At 64.9% G+C, this 15,660-nt stretch carries 12 protein-coding genes; 5 read left to right on the forward strand and 7 right to left on the reverse strand.

Going from position 1 to position 15,660, the window contains the following annotated elements; genetic code table 11:
- Positions 1-23 precede the first annotated feature (23 nt).
- Positions 24-989 (forward strand): tripartite tricarboxylate transporter substrate binding protein, encoded by a 966-nt coding sequence (locus tag U858_RS0109805; protein ID WP_025136983.1) that lies wholly within the window; start codon positions 24-26, stop codon positions 987-989.
- Between the two features lie 469 nt (positions 990-1,458).
- Here U858_RS0109805 and U858_RS0109810 read toward each other — a convergent pair whose 3' ends face one another.
- From U858_RS0109810 to U858_RS0109825, 4 genes are all read right to left on the reverse strand, one after another.
- The gene (locus U858_RS0109810) at positions 1,459-2,277 is read right to left on the reverse strand and encodes a hypothetical protein (protein ID WP_025136984.1); all 819 of its coding nucleotides are present in this window, start codon (positions 2,275-2,277) and stop codon (positions 1,459-1,461) included.
- A 7-nt stretch (positions 2,278-2,284) separates the two neighbouring features.
- Positions 2,285-2,821, reverse strand: a complete 537-nt coding sequence (locus U858_RS0109815; RefSeq protein WP_029953696.1) for a DUF4262 domain-containing protein — start codon at positions 2,819-2,821, stop codon at positions 2,285-2,287.
- Positions 2,822-2,910: 89 nt separating this feature from the next.
- Positions 2,911-4,011: a M48 family metallopeptidase gene (locus U858_RS0109820; RefSeq protein WP_157838793.1), complete on the reverse strand. Its 1,101-nt coding sequence runs from the start codon at positions 4,009-4,011 to the stop codon at positions 2,911-2,913.
- Positions 4,001-5,176, reverse strand: coding sequence for a YjgN family protein (locus U858_RS0109825; RefSeq protein WP_025136987.1), 1,176 nt, complete (start codon positions 5,174-5,176; stop codon positions 4,001-4,003). The genes U858_RS0109820 and U858_RS0109825 overlap by 11 nt, the downstream gene beginning before the upstream one ends.
- A 161-nt stretch (positions 5,177-5,337) precedes the next feature.
- Between U858_RS0109825 and U858_RS0109830 the strand changes: the two genes are divergently transcribed.
- A complete protein-coding gene (locus U858_RS0109830; protein WP_025136988.1) occupies positions 5,338-7,761 on the forward strand; it encodes a TonB-dependent siderophore receptor in 2,424 nt (807 codons plus the stop codon).
- An 8-nt stretch (positions 7,762-7,769) separates the two neighbouring features.
- Here the strand turns inward: U858_RS0109830 and U858_RS0109835 are convergent, their stop codons facing one another.
- Both U858_RS0109835 and U858_RS0109840 read right to left on the reverse strand, forming a co-directional pair.
- On the reverse strand, positions 7,770-8,699 hold the full coding sequence (locus tag U858_RS0109835) for a FecR domain-containing protein (protein WP_025136989.1): 930 nt from the start codon (positions 8,697-8,699) through the stop codon (positions 7,770-7,772).
- Between the two features lie 28 nt (positions 8,700-8,727).
- Positions 8,728-9,234: a sigma-70 family RNA polymerase sigma factor gene (locus U858_RS0109840; RefSeq protein WP_025136990.1), complete on the reverse strand. Its 507-nt coding sequence runs from the start codon at positions 9,232-9,234 to the stop codon at positions 8,728-8,730.
- 178 nt (positions 9,235-9,412) lie between these two features.
- Here U858_RS0109840 and U858_RS0109845 point away from each other — a divergent pair, with 178 nt between their 5' ends.
- Complete coding sequence (locus tag U858_RS0109845; protein WP_025136991.1) at positions 9,413-10,468, forward strand: hypothetical protein; 1,056 nt, start codon at positions 9,413-9,415, stop codon at positions 10,466-10,468.
- 35 nt (positions 10,469-10,503) lie between these two features.
- Here U858_RS0109845 and U858_RS0109850 read toward each other — a convergent pair whose 3' ends face one another.
- A complete protein-coding gene (locus U858_RS0109850) occupies positions 10,504-11,955 on the reverse strand; it encodes an NCS1 family nucleobase:cation symporter-1 (RefSeq protein WP_025136992.1) in 1,452 nt (483 codons plus the stop codon).
- 455 nt (positions 11,956-12,410) lie between these two features.
- On the opposite strand from U858_RS0109850, the gene U858_RS0109855 reads away from it, so the two are divergent.
- Both U858_RS0109855 and mgtA read left to right on the forward strand, forming a co-directional pair.
- Positions 12,411-12,758, forward strand: a complete 348-nt coding sequence (locus U858_RS0109855) for a hypothetical protein (RefSeq protein WP_025136993.1) — start codon at positions 12,411-12,413, stop codon at positions 12,756-12,758.
- A gap of 118 nt (positions 12,759-12,876) precedes the next feature.
- The gene (gene mgtA / locus U858_RS0109860) at positions 12,877-15,651 is read left to right on the forward strand and encodes a magnesium-translocating P-type ATPase (protein WP_025136994.1); all 2,775 of its coding nucleotides are present in this window, start codon (positions 12,877-12,879) and stop codon (positions 15,649-15,651) included.
- Positions 15,652-15,660 lie beyond the last annotated feature (9 nt).

Here is a 15,660-nt window from a genome sequence, read left to right on the forward strand (position 1 = left end):
CCGCCGCCCTGCAGGAGATTCCCATGTTGAAGTCGTTCCTGTTCTGCATTCCGTTGTTGTGGGTGGCGCCGCCCGTGGCGGCGGCGGATTACCCGGCGCGTCCCATCCGGCTGATCGTCAACTTTCCTGCGGCAGGGCCTCTGGATATCGAAGCGCGGGCGATTGCGCAGCATGCCGGCCAACTGCTGGGCCAGACGATCGTGGTGGAAAATCGTTCGGGCGCATCGGGCAACATTGGCGCCCAAGCTGTGGCGCAGGCCGCGCCTGACGGCTATACGCTGCTGATGACGCTGGATACGGTCATGACCGTCAATCCCCACATCTTCAAAGGATTGGACCGTGATGTGACGGGTCGATTGACGCCCGTGAGCCTGGCGGGCACGTTTGGCATGACGCTGGTGGCGCGGCCGGACCTGGGTGTCACGACCCTGGGGGAATTTCTGCAGTATGCCAAGACCCATCCCATCACCTACGCCTCGGCGGGATCCGGCAGCCCGGGCAACCTGGCCTTCGAGAAGCTGCGGTTGGCGGTGGGGGTGCAAGCGGCGCACATTCCTTATCGCGGCAATGCCCCCGCCGTCAACGCGTTGCTGGGCGATCAGATCCAGGTCGGCTTCCTGGCCACCCCTGGCGTGCTGGCCCAGATAAAGGCGGGGAAATTGAGAGCATTGGCGGTGGCCGGCAACACGCGGGATCCGGATCTGCCCGACGTTCCCACCGTAGGCCAATCAGGCGTGAAGGCGCTGGAAGGCTACGACGCCACGTTCGGGTACCTGGTGATGGCGCCCAAGGACACGCCGCAAGAAGTCGTGAAGGTATGGGAGGAGGTGCTGGCCAGGGTATACGCCTTGCCCGAATTTCAGCAGACCATGGCGGGCCTGGGCGTGCGGGGGCCGTTCGCGGGAACGGAGAGGGCCAAAGACTGGGTGCTGCGGGAAGGCGGCGGGTGGAGCGCGGTGATAGCGGGGGCGGGGATTCGGGGGGAGTGATGAGCAGGGTCGAATCTTCGTGCATTAGCAGACTAGATCCTGCTGTAAGTGTCTGCGTGATTCTCTATGATCGTGGCTTGAGTTCAGGCGCACAGCGCCACCACATCGACGCGATTTCAGAGAGAAGTGCATGATTCCAGCTTGGAACAGTATCAAGGATGCTTCGGCTGTGCAGGCTTTTATTCAAAGCCGTGTAGAGCAGGGAGTCTTGCCTTGATTCAGCGCCGTGATGTGCTTGCTTCAGAAATTCGGGAGCTGGAGCAGATGTTGGACGGCATTCCTGCTACTGCGGTCATCCAACGGATCTCGCTTGAAAGCCGACTGAAGTCTGTACGTGATGCGTTTGAGCAAGAGCTAGCCTGTTGCCAGCCTTCGTATGTGAGTCTGACTAAGACCACGGTTTGATCCATAGGCTCGGGCACTTAGGGCAAAGCACCAGATTGCTTTGACCGTGGATTTCTCAGCGGAATTATCCGCCGAACATCCCCGCCACCTGCTCCTGCATCTCAAACACATCCGACACCCCATACAGCCCGACGCTCTTTTGCAGGTGGCTGTTATCCGGCGGTGTTTCCACGCAAGCCTTGACCAACACGAACTGTCCCGCCGGGTCGGGCATGAATTTCATGCCGGACACCGACAGGCGTTCGATGCGCACGGTGCCATCGTTGTAGCGGCGGCCCCTGGCGGGGATGCCGTTCAGTTCATCCATCGATGGCACGTGGTCGAAGACCGCGTCGTAGAACTCGATGATCGGACTGCTGTTGGTGCTGGCGCAGCGATGGACGTAGGCGGCGTGGTAGCGGCCGTCCAGTTGGTAGGACACGACATCGCCGGCCCGGTAGAAGGTCAGGCTGTCGGGTTGTCCGGGGGCGCGCTTGAGCGGGGTGGGCGGCGTATGCAGGAACGCCTGCTTGATATCCGGCGTCTTGCGGTGGAAGTCGTCGCTGAGCGCAACCGCGTCATTCAGGGCGTCGATGGCCGCATCGGCCTGCGCAGAGAGGGTGACGTCGGCGATGCCGTATTTGTGCAACAGGATGACCAGCGCGACAGCGGTCTTTTGGCGGTACAGGGCCGATACCGCGTCGTCGCTCGCCAGCAGCACACAGTTCCAGCGGCGCAGCACCTGTGGCAGCGCGCGGGCGCCAAGGTTGGCAGCCAAGGCCTCATCGTGCCGGGCATAGGCCATCAGGCGTGTCATGAGCCGGGCCAGGTCTTCTTCCAGCGTTTGTACCAGGGTGTCTGCGGCCAGCTTCTTCAGGGCCTGGGCGTGATTGATCGTAGCCATGCGGGAGTCATCCTTGGGACGGTTTCGAGGGGGCGGCAGGCCAGACCCAGCCGGTTTCCGACAGGTCCGGCTGCAACGCCTTGAACGCGTCCGTTGCACCGGCTTGCCCGGGAAACACGCCGGCCTTGTCGGGCCAGAACAATTGCACGCAGGGGAAATCGTCGCCGCCATGGAACCAGCGGTTCCAGCCCAGGTGATCGGGGTAGTGGGATTTGTCGACGGGCACGAGCAGGGCGTTGAAGCCGCGGAACAGGGTATCGACAGGAACGCCGATGGGCGGCGCGTTGCCGGCCTCGATCATGCGGTACAGGTTCCACAGCACGTCGTGGGTGACTTCGCGAGGCAGGGAAAAGACGATGACCTCGGGAAAGCCGTGACCGACCCAGAAGCCGCAGGTGAACGAGAAGCCGGGCTGGTCGCCTTCGGCAAAGATCTCGGTGCGAAACCAGCCGTGTTCGCGGATCTGGTTGACGAAGCGCTGTTCGTCGGCGTCCAGGACGTCGGCGGGGGCATCCAGGGCGGTGGCGATGTCGGGGATGGGCATGCGGGCTCCGAGGGGCGGTCTGGCGAGGGGACATTGTAGTGTCGGCGCGTTGGCCGCATAGCGGCGCCGCTGCCCCAATTCACCGCCGGTCACGGCCCTTCGCGGATCAGCCGAATTCGCTCCTCGGTGGATGGGTGGCTGGACAGCCAGCCATGCGATGAGCCAGCCTTGTCCGTGCTTTGGCTCAAGCGTTCCAGCATGACGGCCAGCTGTGCCGGATCGCGATGGGTCTTGCGCATCAGGGCGACGGCGCTGGCGTCGGCTTCGCGTTCGAAATCCCGCGAATAGGACAGGTCCAGCAAGCCGACGCCGAGCAGGCCGATGTCGTGGCTCAAGCTGGAGATATCGCCCGTGACGAGCACCGCGACGGCGGACAGGCCGGCCAGGCGACCCAGGCGGCGAAGGCCGTGGCGGTGTTGGACGTGGCCGATCTCGTGGGCCAGGACGCCAGCGAGGTCGTCGGGGGCCTTTGCCAGGGCGACCAGTTCGTCGGTCACGATGACCTGGCCGCCGGGCAAGGCCAGGGCATTGGCCCCGATGGTTCTGCCGCCGCGGCGGAAGGCCAGCCGCAGGCTACCGCCTGGAACGTCCGCCTGGGCGGCCAGGTCCTCGAAGACAGCCTGGATGGCCTGGCGGGTCGCGACGGGCAATTGCGTCGGGCCCAGCCCCAGGTTGTCCAGCGAATCCATGACGCTGACACCGATATGGGCTTCTGCTGAACGCGGGACGAGCTGCGCAGCTGCGTCACCCGCCCAGGGGATGGCCCAGCGCAGGCTGACCAGGAATATCACCGTGATGGCGACGGCCACCAGCAGGCCGGGTGCACGCAGGTATTCCAGGCGATGAACCAGGGCGCTGCGTCGGCGTCCCAGGGTTTTTTCCAACAGGTCGACCTGGTCGTTGTCGCCCGTTTCAAAGACGGCGCCATCTGGCAGCGTCGTGCGACGGGCGGCGTTGCCGATGCGGCTGGACCAGCGCACGGCGCGCGGTGCCAGGAGCTGCCGCGTGGTGGCGTCATCCAGCCAGAGGCTGCCGTCCGACTGCCATTCCAGGGTCGCGGCGCGATGGGCGGCCGAGCCGGGCGCGAAGAGTCTGCCCGGGATGTCACCGCCGCCCGAGGCGGCCGGGCGATGCGCCGCGGCCGCCTCGGGCTGGGCTGGCTTGCCTGGCTGCGCAGGGTCAGACGACACCGGCACTGGCAAAGCCTTCAAGCTGGCTGAATTCGCCGCCGAATGTGCCGGGCGCACTGGATTGTTGCGTCATGACCTGATCCAGCCCTGGCGCGGCAAGCAAGGTGATGCTCTGCATCAGGTAGCGGTATTGCCGCACGTGGGCCCACGGGTAGGCGAAAGTCAGGGTAAAGAGGCTGACGACGAGGCCGGAAACCACCAGCCAGACGTAGCGCAGCGGCGACAGATGGCATTGCAGGCGGTGACCACCCTTGACCACGCATTGATTGAGGATCTCCTTGCGGGCGCAGGTGTGGTAGTACAGGCCGCTGAGAAAGATCGCTACGTAGAAGCCCAGGAAAATGAAGTTCAGCATTTCCAAAGAGGCCACGGCGTCGCCGTCGGGGGCCTGGCCCGCGGGCAGGTGCAAGATGCCGAAGACCTGCAGCAATGCGGTCAATGAAAAATGGCTGCCGGTCGCTTCGCCTTTCAGGTAGACAATCAGCGTGACGAGCAAACCGATGCCGATGAAAATCGATATGCTGCGGACCAGGGCGGCATACAGTGCGCCGAGCCTTGGCGCTCCGGAAAAAGGGAGCGAGCCGTAAAGATAAGCACTGGTCACGTACTTTGCTTGATATCGCGTGGCCAGAGGAATCAAAAGCCCCAGGGTGAACACGCTGGCAAGCGGCAGCAGCAGGAATGCGACGAATGCCCGACCGTAGCTTGGAACAAAGCCGAAACGGACGTTGCTCCAGGAAGTCATGTAGGCATTGAAGCGCAAACCGGCATTGATGGCCCAAGGCAGGACGATCAGCAGGAACAGGTACCAGATCAACGTGCTTAGAGGCCAGAGATGAGTGAAGACCATCATGGCGGCAATCACTGCAAACGCGATCAGGCGGCCTTTGAATATCTGGCCGCCTGTGGCGTGGTAGTCGAAACCGTGGCCATTCAGCGTGGTATGGCCGTAGAACCATCGCAAGGTACGCACCTTGGCCCAGGCGGACCAGATGCCCAGGGTGACGATGTTCAGCATCAGATTGACGATCCAGACGCCGAAATAGTCGCGCGCGCTGCCGTTGAATCGCACGGGCAGTCGTTGCAGGTCCGGGATCGGCTGTGGGGCGCTGGCGCTCGGGAGACCGCTGGCGGCAGCCCCGGTGGAGGTGTCTTGTTGGGACATGGCATGGTTTCCGTAGACGATTGAATCTGCGACGGATCGTAGTCACCGGAAAGCGGGCCGAACATTAGATAAATCTAATAATTTATTTTCGATGGGGGTGATACCTTTCGCCGTCTCAACTGGCATAGCCATCATCTACCCCAGTCCGAGAGGCAAATTCCATGCGTTCCCCTTCCGCCAGGCGCCGTCGCGCGCTGTCCCTGGCCCTGCTGGCCGGCAGCCTGGGCACGGGCGCCGTCCAGGCCCAGACCCACACCGTTCCGTCGACCGCGCCGGTCGATATCCAGGCCCGCCAGACCTACGCGATTCCTGCGGGGCCGTTGGGCAAGACCATTGCCAGTTTTGCGTTGGCGTCGGGCATATCGCTGGCGTTCGAGCCCTCGTGGACCGACGGCCTGCAAAGCCCGGGCGTGTCCGGGGAGTTCAGCCGGGCCGAGGCGGCGCGGCGGTTGCTGGCGGGCAGCGGGCTGGAGATGGCTGCCCGGGCGGACGGCAGCTACACCCTGCGCCGCTCGGTGTCGGATGCGTCGACCTTGCCGGCGATCACGGTGACGGGCACGGCCGGATATTCGGGGGCCAACCCCTATCTGGTGGGCAGCGCGACGACGGCGACCAAGACTGCAACATCGTTGATGGAGACGACGCAGTCCGTGTCGGTGGTGCCGCAGGAACGCATGGCCATACAAGGGGTGCAGACGGTCAGCGATGCGCTGAGCTACACGGCCGGTGTGTACGCGAACGTGGCGGGTGACAACCCCACCGACAATACCGTGATGGTGCGGGGCTTTCAGCAACTCACGACGAACGCTTACACGGACGGGTTGCGCAACAGCAACACCGGCTATTACGCGCCAGAGCCCTACGGCATGGATCGGATCGAGGTGCTGAAGGGGCCGTCTTCCGTGATGTACGGGCAAGGTTCTCCGGGCGGCATCATCAATTTCGTGTCGAAGCGGCCGTTGTTCGAGTCGCATCGCGAAGTGGGCCTGTCGACGGGCAGCAACAATCGGCTGCAGGCGTCGATGGATATCGGCGACGTAGTCGATGCGCAAAGCACGCTGGCCTATCGGCTGGTGGCGCTGGGCCGCAATGCCGACAGCAATATCGATGGCATTGCCGATGACCGGATCTATGTGGCGCCCAGCCTGACGTGGGCGCCCAGCGCGCGCACGTCGGTGACGCTGTTGGCGTCGTACCAGAAGAACCGCAATCTGTTTACCAGCAACCTGCCGTATTCGGTGTTGGACGGGTCCAATCCCAACGGGCGGGTACCGCGCCATCGTTCGTTGAACGAGCCGGGGTTTGACAAGGAACAGGGGGAACTGACCAACATCGGCTACGAGTTGAGCCACGCGTTTTCGGATACGTGGACGTTCCAGCAGAATTTCCGCTACGGGCATTTCAAGGGCTACGAAGACCAGTTGTTCCGCAACAGCGGGGTAATCAATGACACGACGATTGCGCGCTATTACCAGTTGCGCGATTACGACAGCGATACCTATTCCGTGGATAACCGGCTGGTGGGAAAGTTCGCGACCGGAGCACTGGATCACACCGTGCTGGCGGGACTGGATTACCAATACAGCAAGCGCACCGCGTTCACGCAGACGGGCAATGCGCCGTCGATCAATATCTACCACCCGACGCGGGTGCGGATCGATACATCGCGCTATACGTCGCTTTTGAGCACGGATGAAAGCAGCCGCCAACTGGGCGTGTACCTGCAGGATCAGGTCAAGCTGGACCGGTGGGTGGCGACACTGGCCGGGCGCTATGACTGGGTCAACCAGCGCACGCGCAACCGCTTGCTGGAAACGCGTACGGATACGGCGGCGGAAGACTTTACGGGCCGTGCCGGACTGGGGTATTCATTCGACAGCGGGTTCTTCCCGTATGTGAGCTACAGCGAGTCGTTCTCGCCGTTGACGGGCACGGATATTACTGGCGCACAGTTCAAGCCGGAAACGGCCAGGCAGTACGAGGTCGGTGTGAAATACCAGGCACCGGGTTCAGACAGCTACGTGACGCTGGCGGCGTTCGACCTGCGGCGCCAGAATGTACTGACGGCGAATCCGGTGAATACCTCGTTCAGTGTGCAGGAAGGCGAGGTCACCTCGCGCGGAATCGAGCTGGAAGGGGTGTTGCGGCCAGCGCGCGGCCTGAACCTGATCGCGTCGTATACCTATAACGATGTCGAGGTCAGCAAGGACAATCCCAATCTTGCCGGCATCAGCAACAAGGGCAAGGCGCCGGCGCGGGTGCCCAGGCATCTTCTGTCGGTATGGGCGGACTACACCTTGTCGACGGGCATGTTCGACGGCCTGACAGTCGGGGGCGGCGTGCGCTACACGGGGACGTCGTATGGCGATGCGCAGAACACGTTCAAGGTGCCGGCCTATACCTTGGTGGATGCGATGATCGGCTACGACTTCGGCCGCGCGAATGCGTCGCTGAAAGGTTTGAGCGCGGCCGTGAATGTGCGCAATCTGACGGACAAGTACTACGTGGCGGGTTGCTTCCTGAACAATGCATGCCTCTTGGGTGCCGGGCGTAGCGTGGTGGCGAACGTGACCTACAAGTGGTGACGCCGGGGTCAGGCGGGTCCCAGCGTGACCCAGTAGCCGCCGAGCCGGGATGCGACCACCACCGGATAGGTCGCGGCCAGCATGGCCAATGAACGGTCGGTGTCGGCCAGCGGGAACGTGCCTGAAACCCGCAGGTTGGTCACGGCCGGGTCGCAGCGCAGTACGCCCTTGCGGTAGCGTGCGAGTTCGGCGGCAAGGACGCCCAACGGCATGCCATCGGCCAGCAGCATGCCCTGGGTCCAGGCGGCTGTCGCGGGGGTGGTTGGCTCGGTGGCGTCGATGCGCTGTACAGAGAAGGCGGCTTGTTCGCCTGCCTGGAGGGTACGTTGATCTTGCCCGACGGTGATGCGCACGGCGCCCTGCATGACGGCCAGGTGGGTCTCTTCGTCGTCTTGCCTGACCGTGAAGCGGGTACCCAGGGCGCGCAGCGTGCCGTCGCGGGTGCGGACTTCAAAGGGGCGCGGATCGCTTGCAGTGTCGATGTGAATTTCACCGCTGCGCAGCACGACGGTGCGCTGCCCGGCGTCGTAGCGCACATCCACGGCCGACGCGGTATTCAGCGTCAGGCGGGTGCCGTCGGCCAGACGGATCTCGCGGCGTTCACCGGTGGCGCTGCGGTAGTCGGCCGTCCACCCTTCGTTTTCGGATAGCCGCCAGACGCCCCAGGCGGCGGGGGCCACAACCAGCAGCGCGGCCAGCTTGCCCAAGGCGGCGCGGCGAGTGCGCGGACGATCCAGCGCGGGCATGGCCAGCGCGGCGGGCATGCCGCTGAGCGTCCCCATCAGTCGTTCGGCGCGTTGCCAGGCTTGTTCGTGGGCAGGGCTGCGTGCGCGCCAGGCCTGCCAGGCCTGGCGGTCTTGCGCGGACACCGCGCCGGCATGCATCACGACCAGCCAGTCGGCGGCTTCGTCGAGGATGGTGCTGTCGGCGGCATTCATGCGCGGTGTCCTTGGCGGCAGACAGGCATCAGGCCATGCAGGCCAGGCATTGGCGGAAGGCGCGCGCCATGTAGCGCTTGATGGTGATGAGCGATACGCCGATCTCCTGGGCGATGGCCTCGTAGGTCAGGCCTTCGATCTGCGATAGCAGGAAAGCGCGCCGGACCGGCGCCGGCAGCGCGTCGAGCATGGCGTCTATTTCGTGCAGGGTCTGCAGAATGACAAGCTGGTGCTCGGGCGACGGCGTCTGGTCTTCGGGCACGCGCGCCAGGGCGTCCAGGTAGGCCTGTTCCAGTGCCCGGCGCTGATACCAGTTGACCAGGATGCCGCGCGCGACGGTAGTGAGGTAGGCGCGTGGTTCGTGCAGTACCGCCGGCAGGCGCGAATCGAGGATGCGGGCAAAGGTGTCGTGCGCCAGGTCCGCGGCATCGCTGACGTTGCCCAGGCGGCGGCGCAGCCAGTGCTGCAGCCAGGCATGATGGTCACGGTACAGGGTATGGACTTGCTGCCGCGGATCGCAGTGGTCAGCTTCCATGGGCGTCTCCCGAGGGGCTGATGAGGGCAGCCTAAATGCAAATAAGATTGTTTCGCATTTTATGACATAGCCGCGTCGCAGGCAATGCATCCGCCGCGTTGCGATGGCGAGAGGGCAGGGAGCGCTTCTGTAAACTGGCAGCCGCCCAACCATCCCGATCCGCCTGGACCACTTTTCCATGCCCGCCTCCCACACCGCTCTCGCCGCCGCCCTGCAGACCCCGGTCTGCACCCCCGCTGACCTGGATTCCCTGGAGACGTTCTTCAAGCGTCCGGAAGTCAGCGCGTTCTACGGCGACATCCAGGAGCCGGAGCAGGCCGACGCCGCCTTGCGATTCTGCGCCGACCTGCTGCCGACCCTGCATCCCAGCCGCGCCTCGGCCCTGGCGTTGATGTGCGGGTCGTTGGTGGAAGACGGCGCCGATCCGGCGTTGCTGTTTCCGACGCTGCAGGCGCTGCTGCGCCCGTGGCTGGAGACCTTGCAGCCGTATTGCGCGCAGGAAGTCGAAGAAGATGACGACGAAGTCGAGGAAGCGGATCGCCAGGCCTGGCACGACGCGCAGGCCCGCCTTGAAGCGTTGCCGGACGACCAGCGCTGGCAGGTCGATGCGCGGGTTGAAGCCGTGGACACGCTGGTGCTGCCGATGATGGCGATGGTGATGCGCGATCGGCGCAATCATCAGGCGCTGATCGACGACGATGTCTTGTTGCAGCGCCTGTATGCCATGACCACCATGAACGACAGCCTGCCGTTCGAGCAACTGCATTTTCTTTGGCTGGCCTCGCGCATCAGCTATGAGGACGAGCTGGTGGTGCTGTTGCCGGCGTCGGGAACGGGCTTCGTGGCCCGGGCGCACGGCATCAACAACAATTTCCATGCCTTTACGTTATTGCAGATCTTGATCGGCGAGCATGCCCAGGCGCTGGGCGTGCAGCGCGAGATCGCGCCGCGCGAGCCGGATGCGGACGGCGACACGGCGGATTTCCAGTGGTTGCAGGTGGACGCCTACGCCGACGGCGCGCTGCAGAACATCATGCGCCTGGCCTGGGGCGAGGCGGCGCTGCGCGACAACGCCGCCAAGGCCGACAAGCGGGTGCTGATTGCACTGGAAACGGACGAAGGCATCAAGCGCAATTGGTCGGGCTTCAATGGCGCGATTCACGACGCGCAGCAGCCATTGATGACGTTCACGCGGTATTTGACGCCGGACGAAGTGGCCATGTACGTGGCCTGAGGTCGGATCGGAGCATCCTGACAAGGCCAGGCGCCTCAATGCCTGCCGCTGGCCACCGCCAGGTGTTCGCCCGCGTCATGCACATGCATGCGCCGGCGGTCGGAAATCAGCCAGTACAGCCCGCCGCTGACGGCGGCACCCAGGAACCATGAATAGGGTGCCAGGGCTTCCAGCCCCGGCGCCAGGGCGATGACGATGGCCAGCGTGGCCGATGGGGCCAGGGCGATCAGGGCGCGCGGATTGACGCCGCGAGCATAGAAATAGGTGCCGGCGCTGGCCTCGGTGTACAGGTCGGGGACGTGCACGCGGGTTTTTCGGATCAGCCAGTAGTCTGCCATGATGATGCCGTACAGCGGCCCCAGCAGCGCGCCCAACCCTGACAGGAAATACACGATGACCACGGGGTTGCCGTAGATCTTCCAGGGCAGGATCAATACCGCCAGCGTGGCGCTGATGAGGCCGGCGCGGTGAAAGGTCAGGTAGCGCGGCGCCAGGTTGGTGAGCACGAAGGCGGGGGCGACGAAGTTGGCCATGAGGTTCACGGCCAGCGTCACGATCAGAAGCGCCAGGCAGCCCAGCACCAGGAACAGCTTGTCGGGAATGGCTGCGACGATGTCGGCGGGGCTGGTGATGACGCGTCCGTCGATGCTGAACTGGGCGCCGGCCAGCACGGCGCTGATGCCCGCGAACACCAGGATGTTGATCGGCAGCCCCCAGAAGTTGCCGCGCCGGATGCTGCGTTCGCTGGGGGCCGAGCGGGCGAAGTCGCAGAAATTGAGTAGCAGCGTGCCATAGATGGACAGCCACAGGGCCGTTGCCGAGAACACGCTGTTCCAGGCGGCCCACCCGGTGGGGGCGGCACTGGTGGACCAGGCAATGCGGCCGTCGACCCGCGACACCATCCAGACCGCCAGGGCCAGCATCGTGATGAGGATGATGGGGCCGGCGCAGCCTTCGAATTTGCGCACCATTTCCATGCCGTAGGCCAGAATGGCCAGTTGCGCCAGCCAGACGGCCAGGAAGCAGGCCCAGCCCAGCCCCGACAGCCCGAGCAGGCTGCCGTGGTCGTAGCGGGTCAGGTCGGGCGCGACCGCCGCCAGCAGCACATGCAGCACAACCGAGGCCAGGTAGGTCTGGATGCCGAACCAGGCAATGGCGATGACCGCCCGGATGAGGGCGGGTAACTGCGCCCCGCGAATGCCGAAGCTCAAGCGGCTGATGACGGGAAACGGCACGCCGGTGCGCTGGCCCATGTAGCCCGACAGGTTCATCAGCAGGTACACGAGGGCGGCGCCCAGCGCCATGGCCGCCAGGATCTGGCCCGCCGACATGCCCATGGCGAAAAGGCCGATGGCAAAGGTGTAGTTGGCGATGTTGTGGACGTCGTTGGTCCAGAGCGCGAAGAGGCTGTAGGCGCCCCAGCGCCGGCCCTCGACCCGGGACGGCGCCAGGTCGGCGTTGTGCAGCCGCGGGCTGATCGGATGCAAGGCGGTGTCCGGCGATGCTGGGGATTCATCGGCTGCCGAGGGGCAGGGCAGAGCGGGCGTGAGCGTGTTCGAAACCATGGCGAGAGGCCTTTGTGATTCGCAAGGCAAGACACTACCGTTCATGGCGTCGGTGGTTGACTAGGACTCGTCTGATACTGAATTCAGGGTCTTCCCCAGTGGCCGGAGACTGCATGCCGCGCACGATCGATACCAAGGTATATGCCCACCGGCCTGTTTGGAACGCGGGGCCGCCCCTACACTGCCGCTTGTCGCAAACCTAAAGGAGCCCGCCGTGGAAGACGACGGAAGTACCCGAACCGACGGCGCATGCCGGGCATGACAGGTCTGCACGACACGTATTGCCAGCCGCCGCGCGCATCCTGATAACGGAGCCGCGCCACGCATGCGCCACCTGAACGCCTTCGGGCGGATCTCCCTGTTTTCAGGAGACGCGCATGCATTTCTCGACCCAATCCCCGACCTCCGTGCGCCGGGCGCCGACCGCGCCGGCCTTCATCACCCTGACGTTCTACGGCAGCCCCACCGTGCTGGCCTCGATCCGCAAGCGGCTGTACGAAGAACTGCGCCAACGCGACGAAAGCGTGGCCGACGTTCGCTATTCGGCCGACGGCGACCAGGCCTGCACGGCCATCAGCTTGCGTAGCGATACGGGCAACCCCTGGCCTTTGATCACCTGGCTCAGCGATCTGTGCCGCGACATGGGCGTGCAGACGCTGCGCGTGGGCGTGTCGCCAGCGGCCCGTGCGCAGCCCGCGCCGGTGGTGGCGCCGACGCACCTCTGATCCAACCTTTTTCGATTTTCCATATCCATCGAGCCCGCGCTCGCCATGGACCGGGGACGCCTGCGCTCGCGCGTTGGCGCACCCCGGCCGACGGCGAACGCGGGTGGGAGCAGCGAACATGAAACAAGTCCAAGAAGCGACGCTGCCGGCCCCGGGCGGGCCGCGCAGCGAAAAGAACCGCACGCCGGATGCGGCGGCGGACAAGCGCCGAACCATGCCGGTGGCGCGCCACGCCGGGCTGTCGGTGCACGACAGCCTGCAGGCGTTGCAGACGCAGCGGTCCGGCCTGGCCGAGGCCGACGTGGTGGTGCGGCGCGCGGTCGACGGCCTGAATGAAGTGGCCCATGACAAGCCGGCGCCCGCCTGGCTGCAGTTGTTGCGCGCGTTCCGCAACCCGTTCGTGCTGGTGCTGCTGGGCCTGGCGGCGGTGTCGTACCTGACCGACATCCAGTTTGCCAACCCGGCGGACCGTGACTGGACCGGCATCATCATCATGTTGACGATGGTGACGATCAGCGGCCTGCTGCGTTTCATCCAGGAATACCGCTCGGGCCGCGCCGCGGAAAAGCTCAAGTCCATGGTGCGCAGCACCGCCACGGTGCTGCGCCGCGACAGCCAGGCCAGCGAGCCGGCGCGGCGCGAGGTGCCGATGAACGAGCTGGTGCCGGGCGACATCGTCGAGCTGCAAGCGGGCGACATGATTCCGGCGGACATCCGGTTGCTGCAATCGCGCGACCTGTTCATCAGCCAGGCCATCCTGACCGGCGAGGCGCTGCCGGTGGAAAAGTACGACACCCTGGGCAGCGTCAGCGCCAAGCGTGCCGACGCGCAGGCCGGCGAAAACGCCGAATTGCTGGACCTGGCCAACATCTGCTTCATGGGCACCAATGTGGTCAGCGGCACCGCCACGGCGGTGGTGGTGGGCACGGGCGCCAACACGTACTTTGGCTCGCTGGCCAAGAACGTGGTGTCGACCAAGCGGGTCGAGACCAGCTTTGACCGCGGCGTGAACAGCGTGTCGTGGCTGCTGATCAAGTTCATGCTGGTGATGGTGCCGATCGTGTTCGTCATCAACGGCGTTACCAAGGGCGACTGGGTCACCGCGCTGACGTTCGCGCTGGCGGTGGCGGTGGGGCTGACCCCCGAAATGCTGCCCATGATCGTCTCGGCCAACCTGGCCAAGGGGGCGGTGGCGATGGCGCGGCGCAAGGTCGTGGTCAAGCGCCTGAACTCGGTGCAGAACTTCGGCGCGATGGACGTGCTGTGCACGGACAAGACCGGCACGCTGACGCAGGACCGCATCATTCTTGAACACCATTTCAACGTCGACGGCGAGATCGACGACGAGGTGCTGCGCCTGGGGTGGCTGAACAGCGTCAACCAGAGCGGCCAGCGCAACCTGATGGACCGCGCCATCCTGGCCCGCGCGCTGGACCTGCGCGGCTGGGATCGCAGCGACGCCTACGGCAAGGTCGACGAGATTCCGTTCGATTTCGTGCGGCGGCGCCTGTCGGTGGTGGTGCGTGGCGCCGACGGCAGCCTGGAGATGATCACCAAGGGCGCGGTCGAGGAAATGCTGGCGGTGAGCACCGGCGTGGTCTGCAATGGCCGCGAGCAGCCGCTGGATGCCGCCATGCGCAAGCGCCTGCTGCGCAGCGCCGAGGCCTACAACCGTGACGGCTTCCGGGTGCTGGTGGTGGCCTCGCGCCGCCTGGAAGACACGGGCCGCACGCAGTTCCAGACCGCCGATGAAAGCGGGCTGGTGGTGCGTGGCTTCCTGACGTTCCTGGACCCGCCCAAGGATTCGGCGCAGGCCGCGATTCGTGCGCTGAACGATTACGGCGTGGCGGTGAAGGTGCTGACGGGCGACAACCCCATCGTGGCCGCCAAGGTCTGCCGCGATGTCGGCCTGGACCTGGGCACCGAGCGCGATGGCCGCGTGGTGCTGGGCAGCGATATCGAGCAGATGGACGACGTGGCGCTGTGCCGCCGGGTCGAGAAGGCGGTGCTGTTCGCGAAGCTGACGCCGCTGCAGAAGTCGCGGGTGGTCAAGGCCCTGCAAGCCAACGGCCATACCGTGGGCTTTCTGGGCGACGGCATCAACGACGCGCCGGCCCTGCGCGACGCCGATGTGGGCATTTCGGTGGACAGTGGCGCCGACATCGCCAAGGAAACGGCCGACATCGTGCTGCTGGAAAAGGACCTGATGGTGCTGGAGCAGGGCGTCATCAAGGGCCGCGAGACCTTCGGCAACATCCTCAAGTACCTGAACATGACGGCCAGCTCGAACTTCGGCAACGTGTTCTCGGTGCTGGTGGCGTCGGCCTGGCTGCCGTGGGAACCGATGCTGTCGCTGCAGCTGCTGATCCAGAACCTGGTCTACGACATCTCGCAACTGACGCTGCCGTGGGATCGAATGGACGAAGAGTTCCTGAAGAAGCCGCGCAAGTGGGAAGCGGGCAACATCCAGCGCTTCATGCTGTGGCTGGGCCCGACGTCGTCGGTGTTCGATATCACCACGTACTTCCTGATGTGGACGGTGTTCGGCGCCGGGGCGGCCTACGCGCTGCACGGCGGCGACGGCGGCCAGACCATCATGAATTCCGGTTGGTTCATCGAAGGCCTGGTGTCGCAGACCTTTGTGGTGCACATGCTGCGCACCCGCAAGATTCCGTTCCTGCAAAGCACGGCGTCGCTGCCGGTGCTGCTGTCCACCACGGCGGCCATCGGGCTGGCGTGCTGGCTGCCGTTTTCGCCGATTGCCGAGTCGATCGGGTTCGTGGCCCTGCCGCCCGTGTATTTCGGCTGGCTGGCGCTGACGATCCTGGGCTACATCGCGCTGACGCAGCAGGTCAAGACGTTCTACATCCGCCGCTACGGTCGGTGGTACTGACATGCCGGG

Origin of the sequence: Achromobacter sp. DH1f (assembly GCF_000633435.1) — a bacterium.
In the GTDB taxonomy this organism is placed as follows: domain Bacteria; phylum Pseudomonadota; class Gammaproteobacteria; order Burkholderiales; family Burkholderiaceae_B; genus Achromobacter; species Achromobacter deleyi.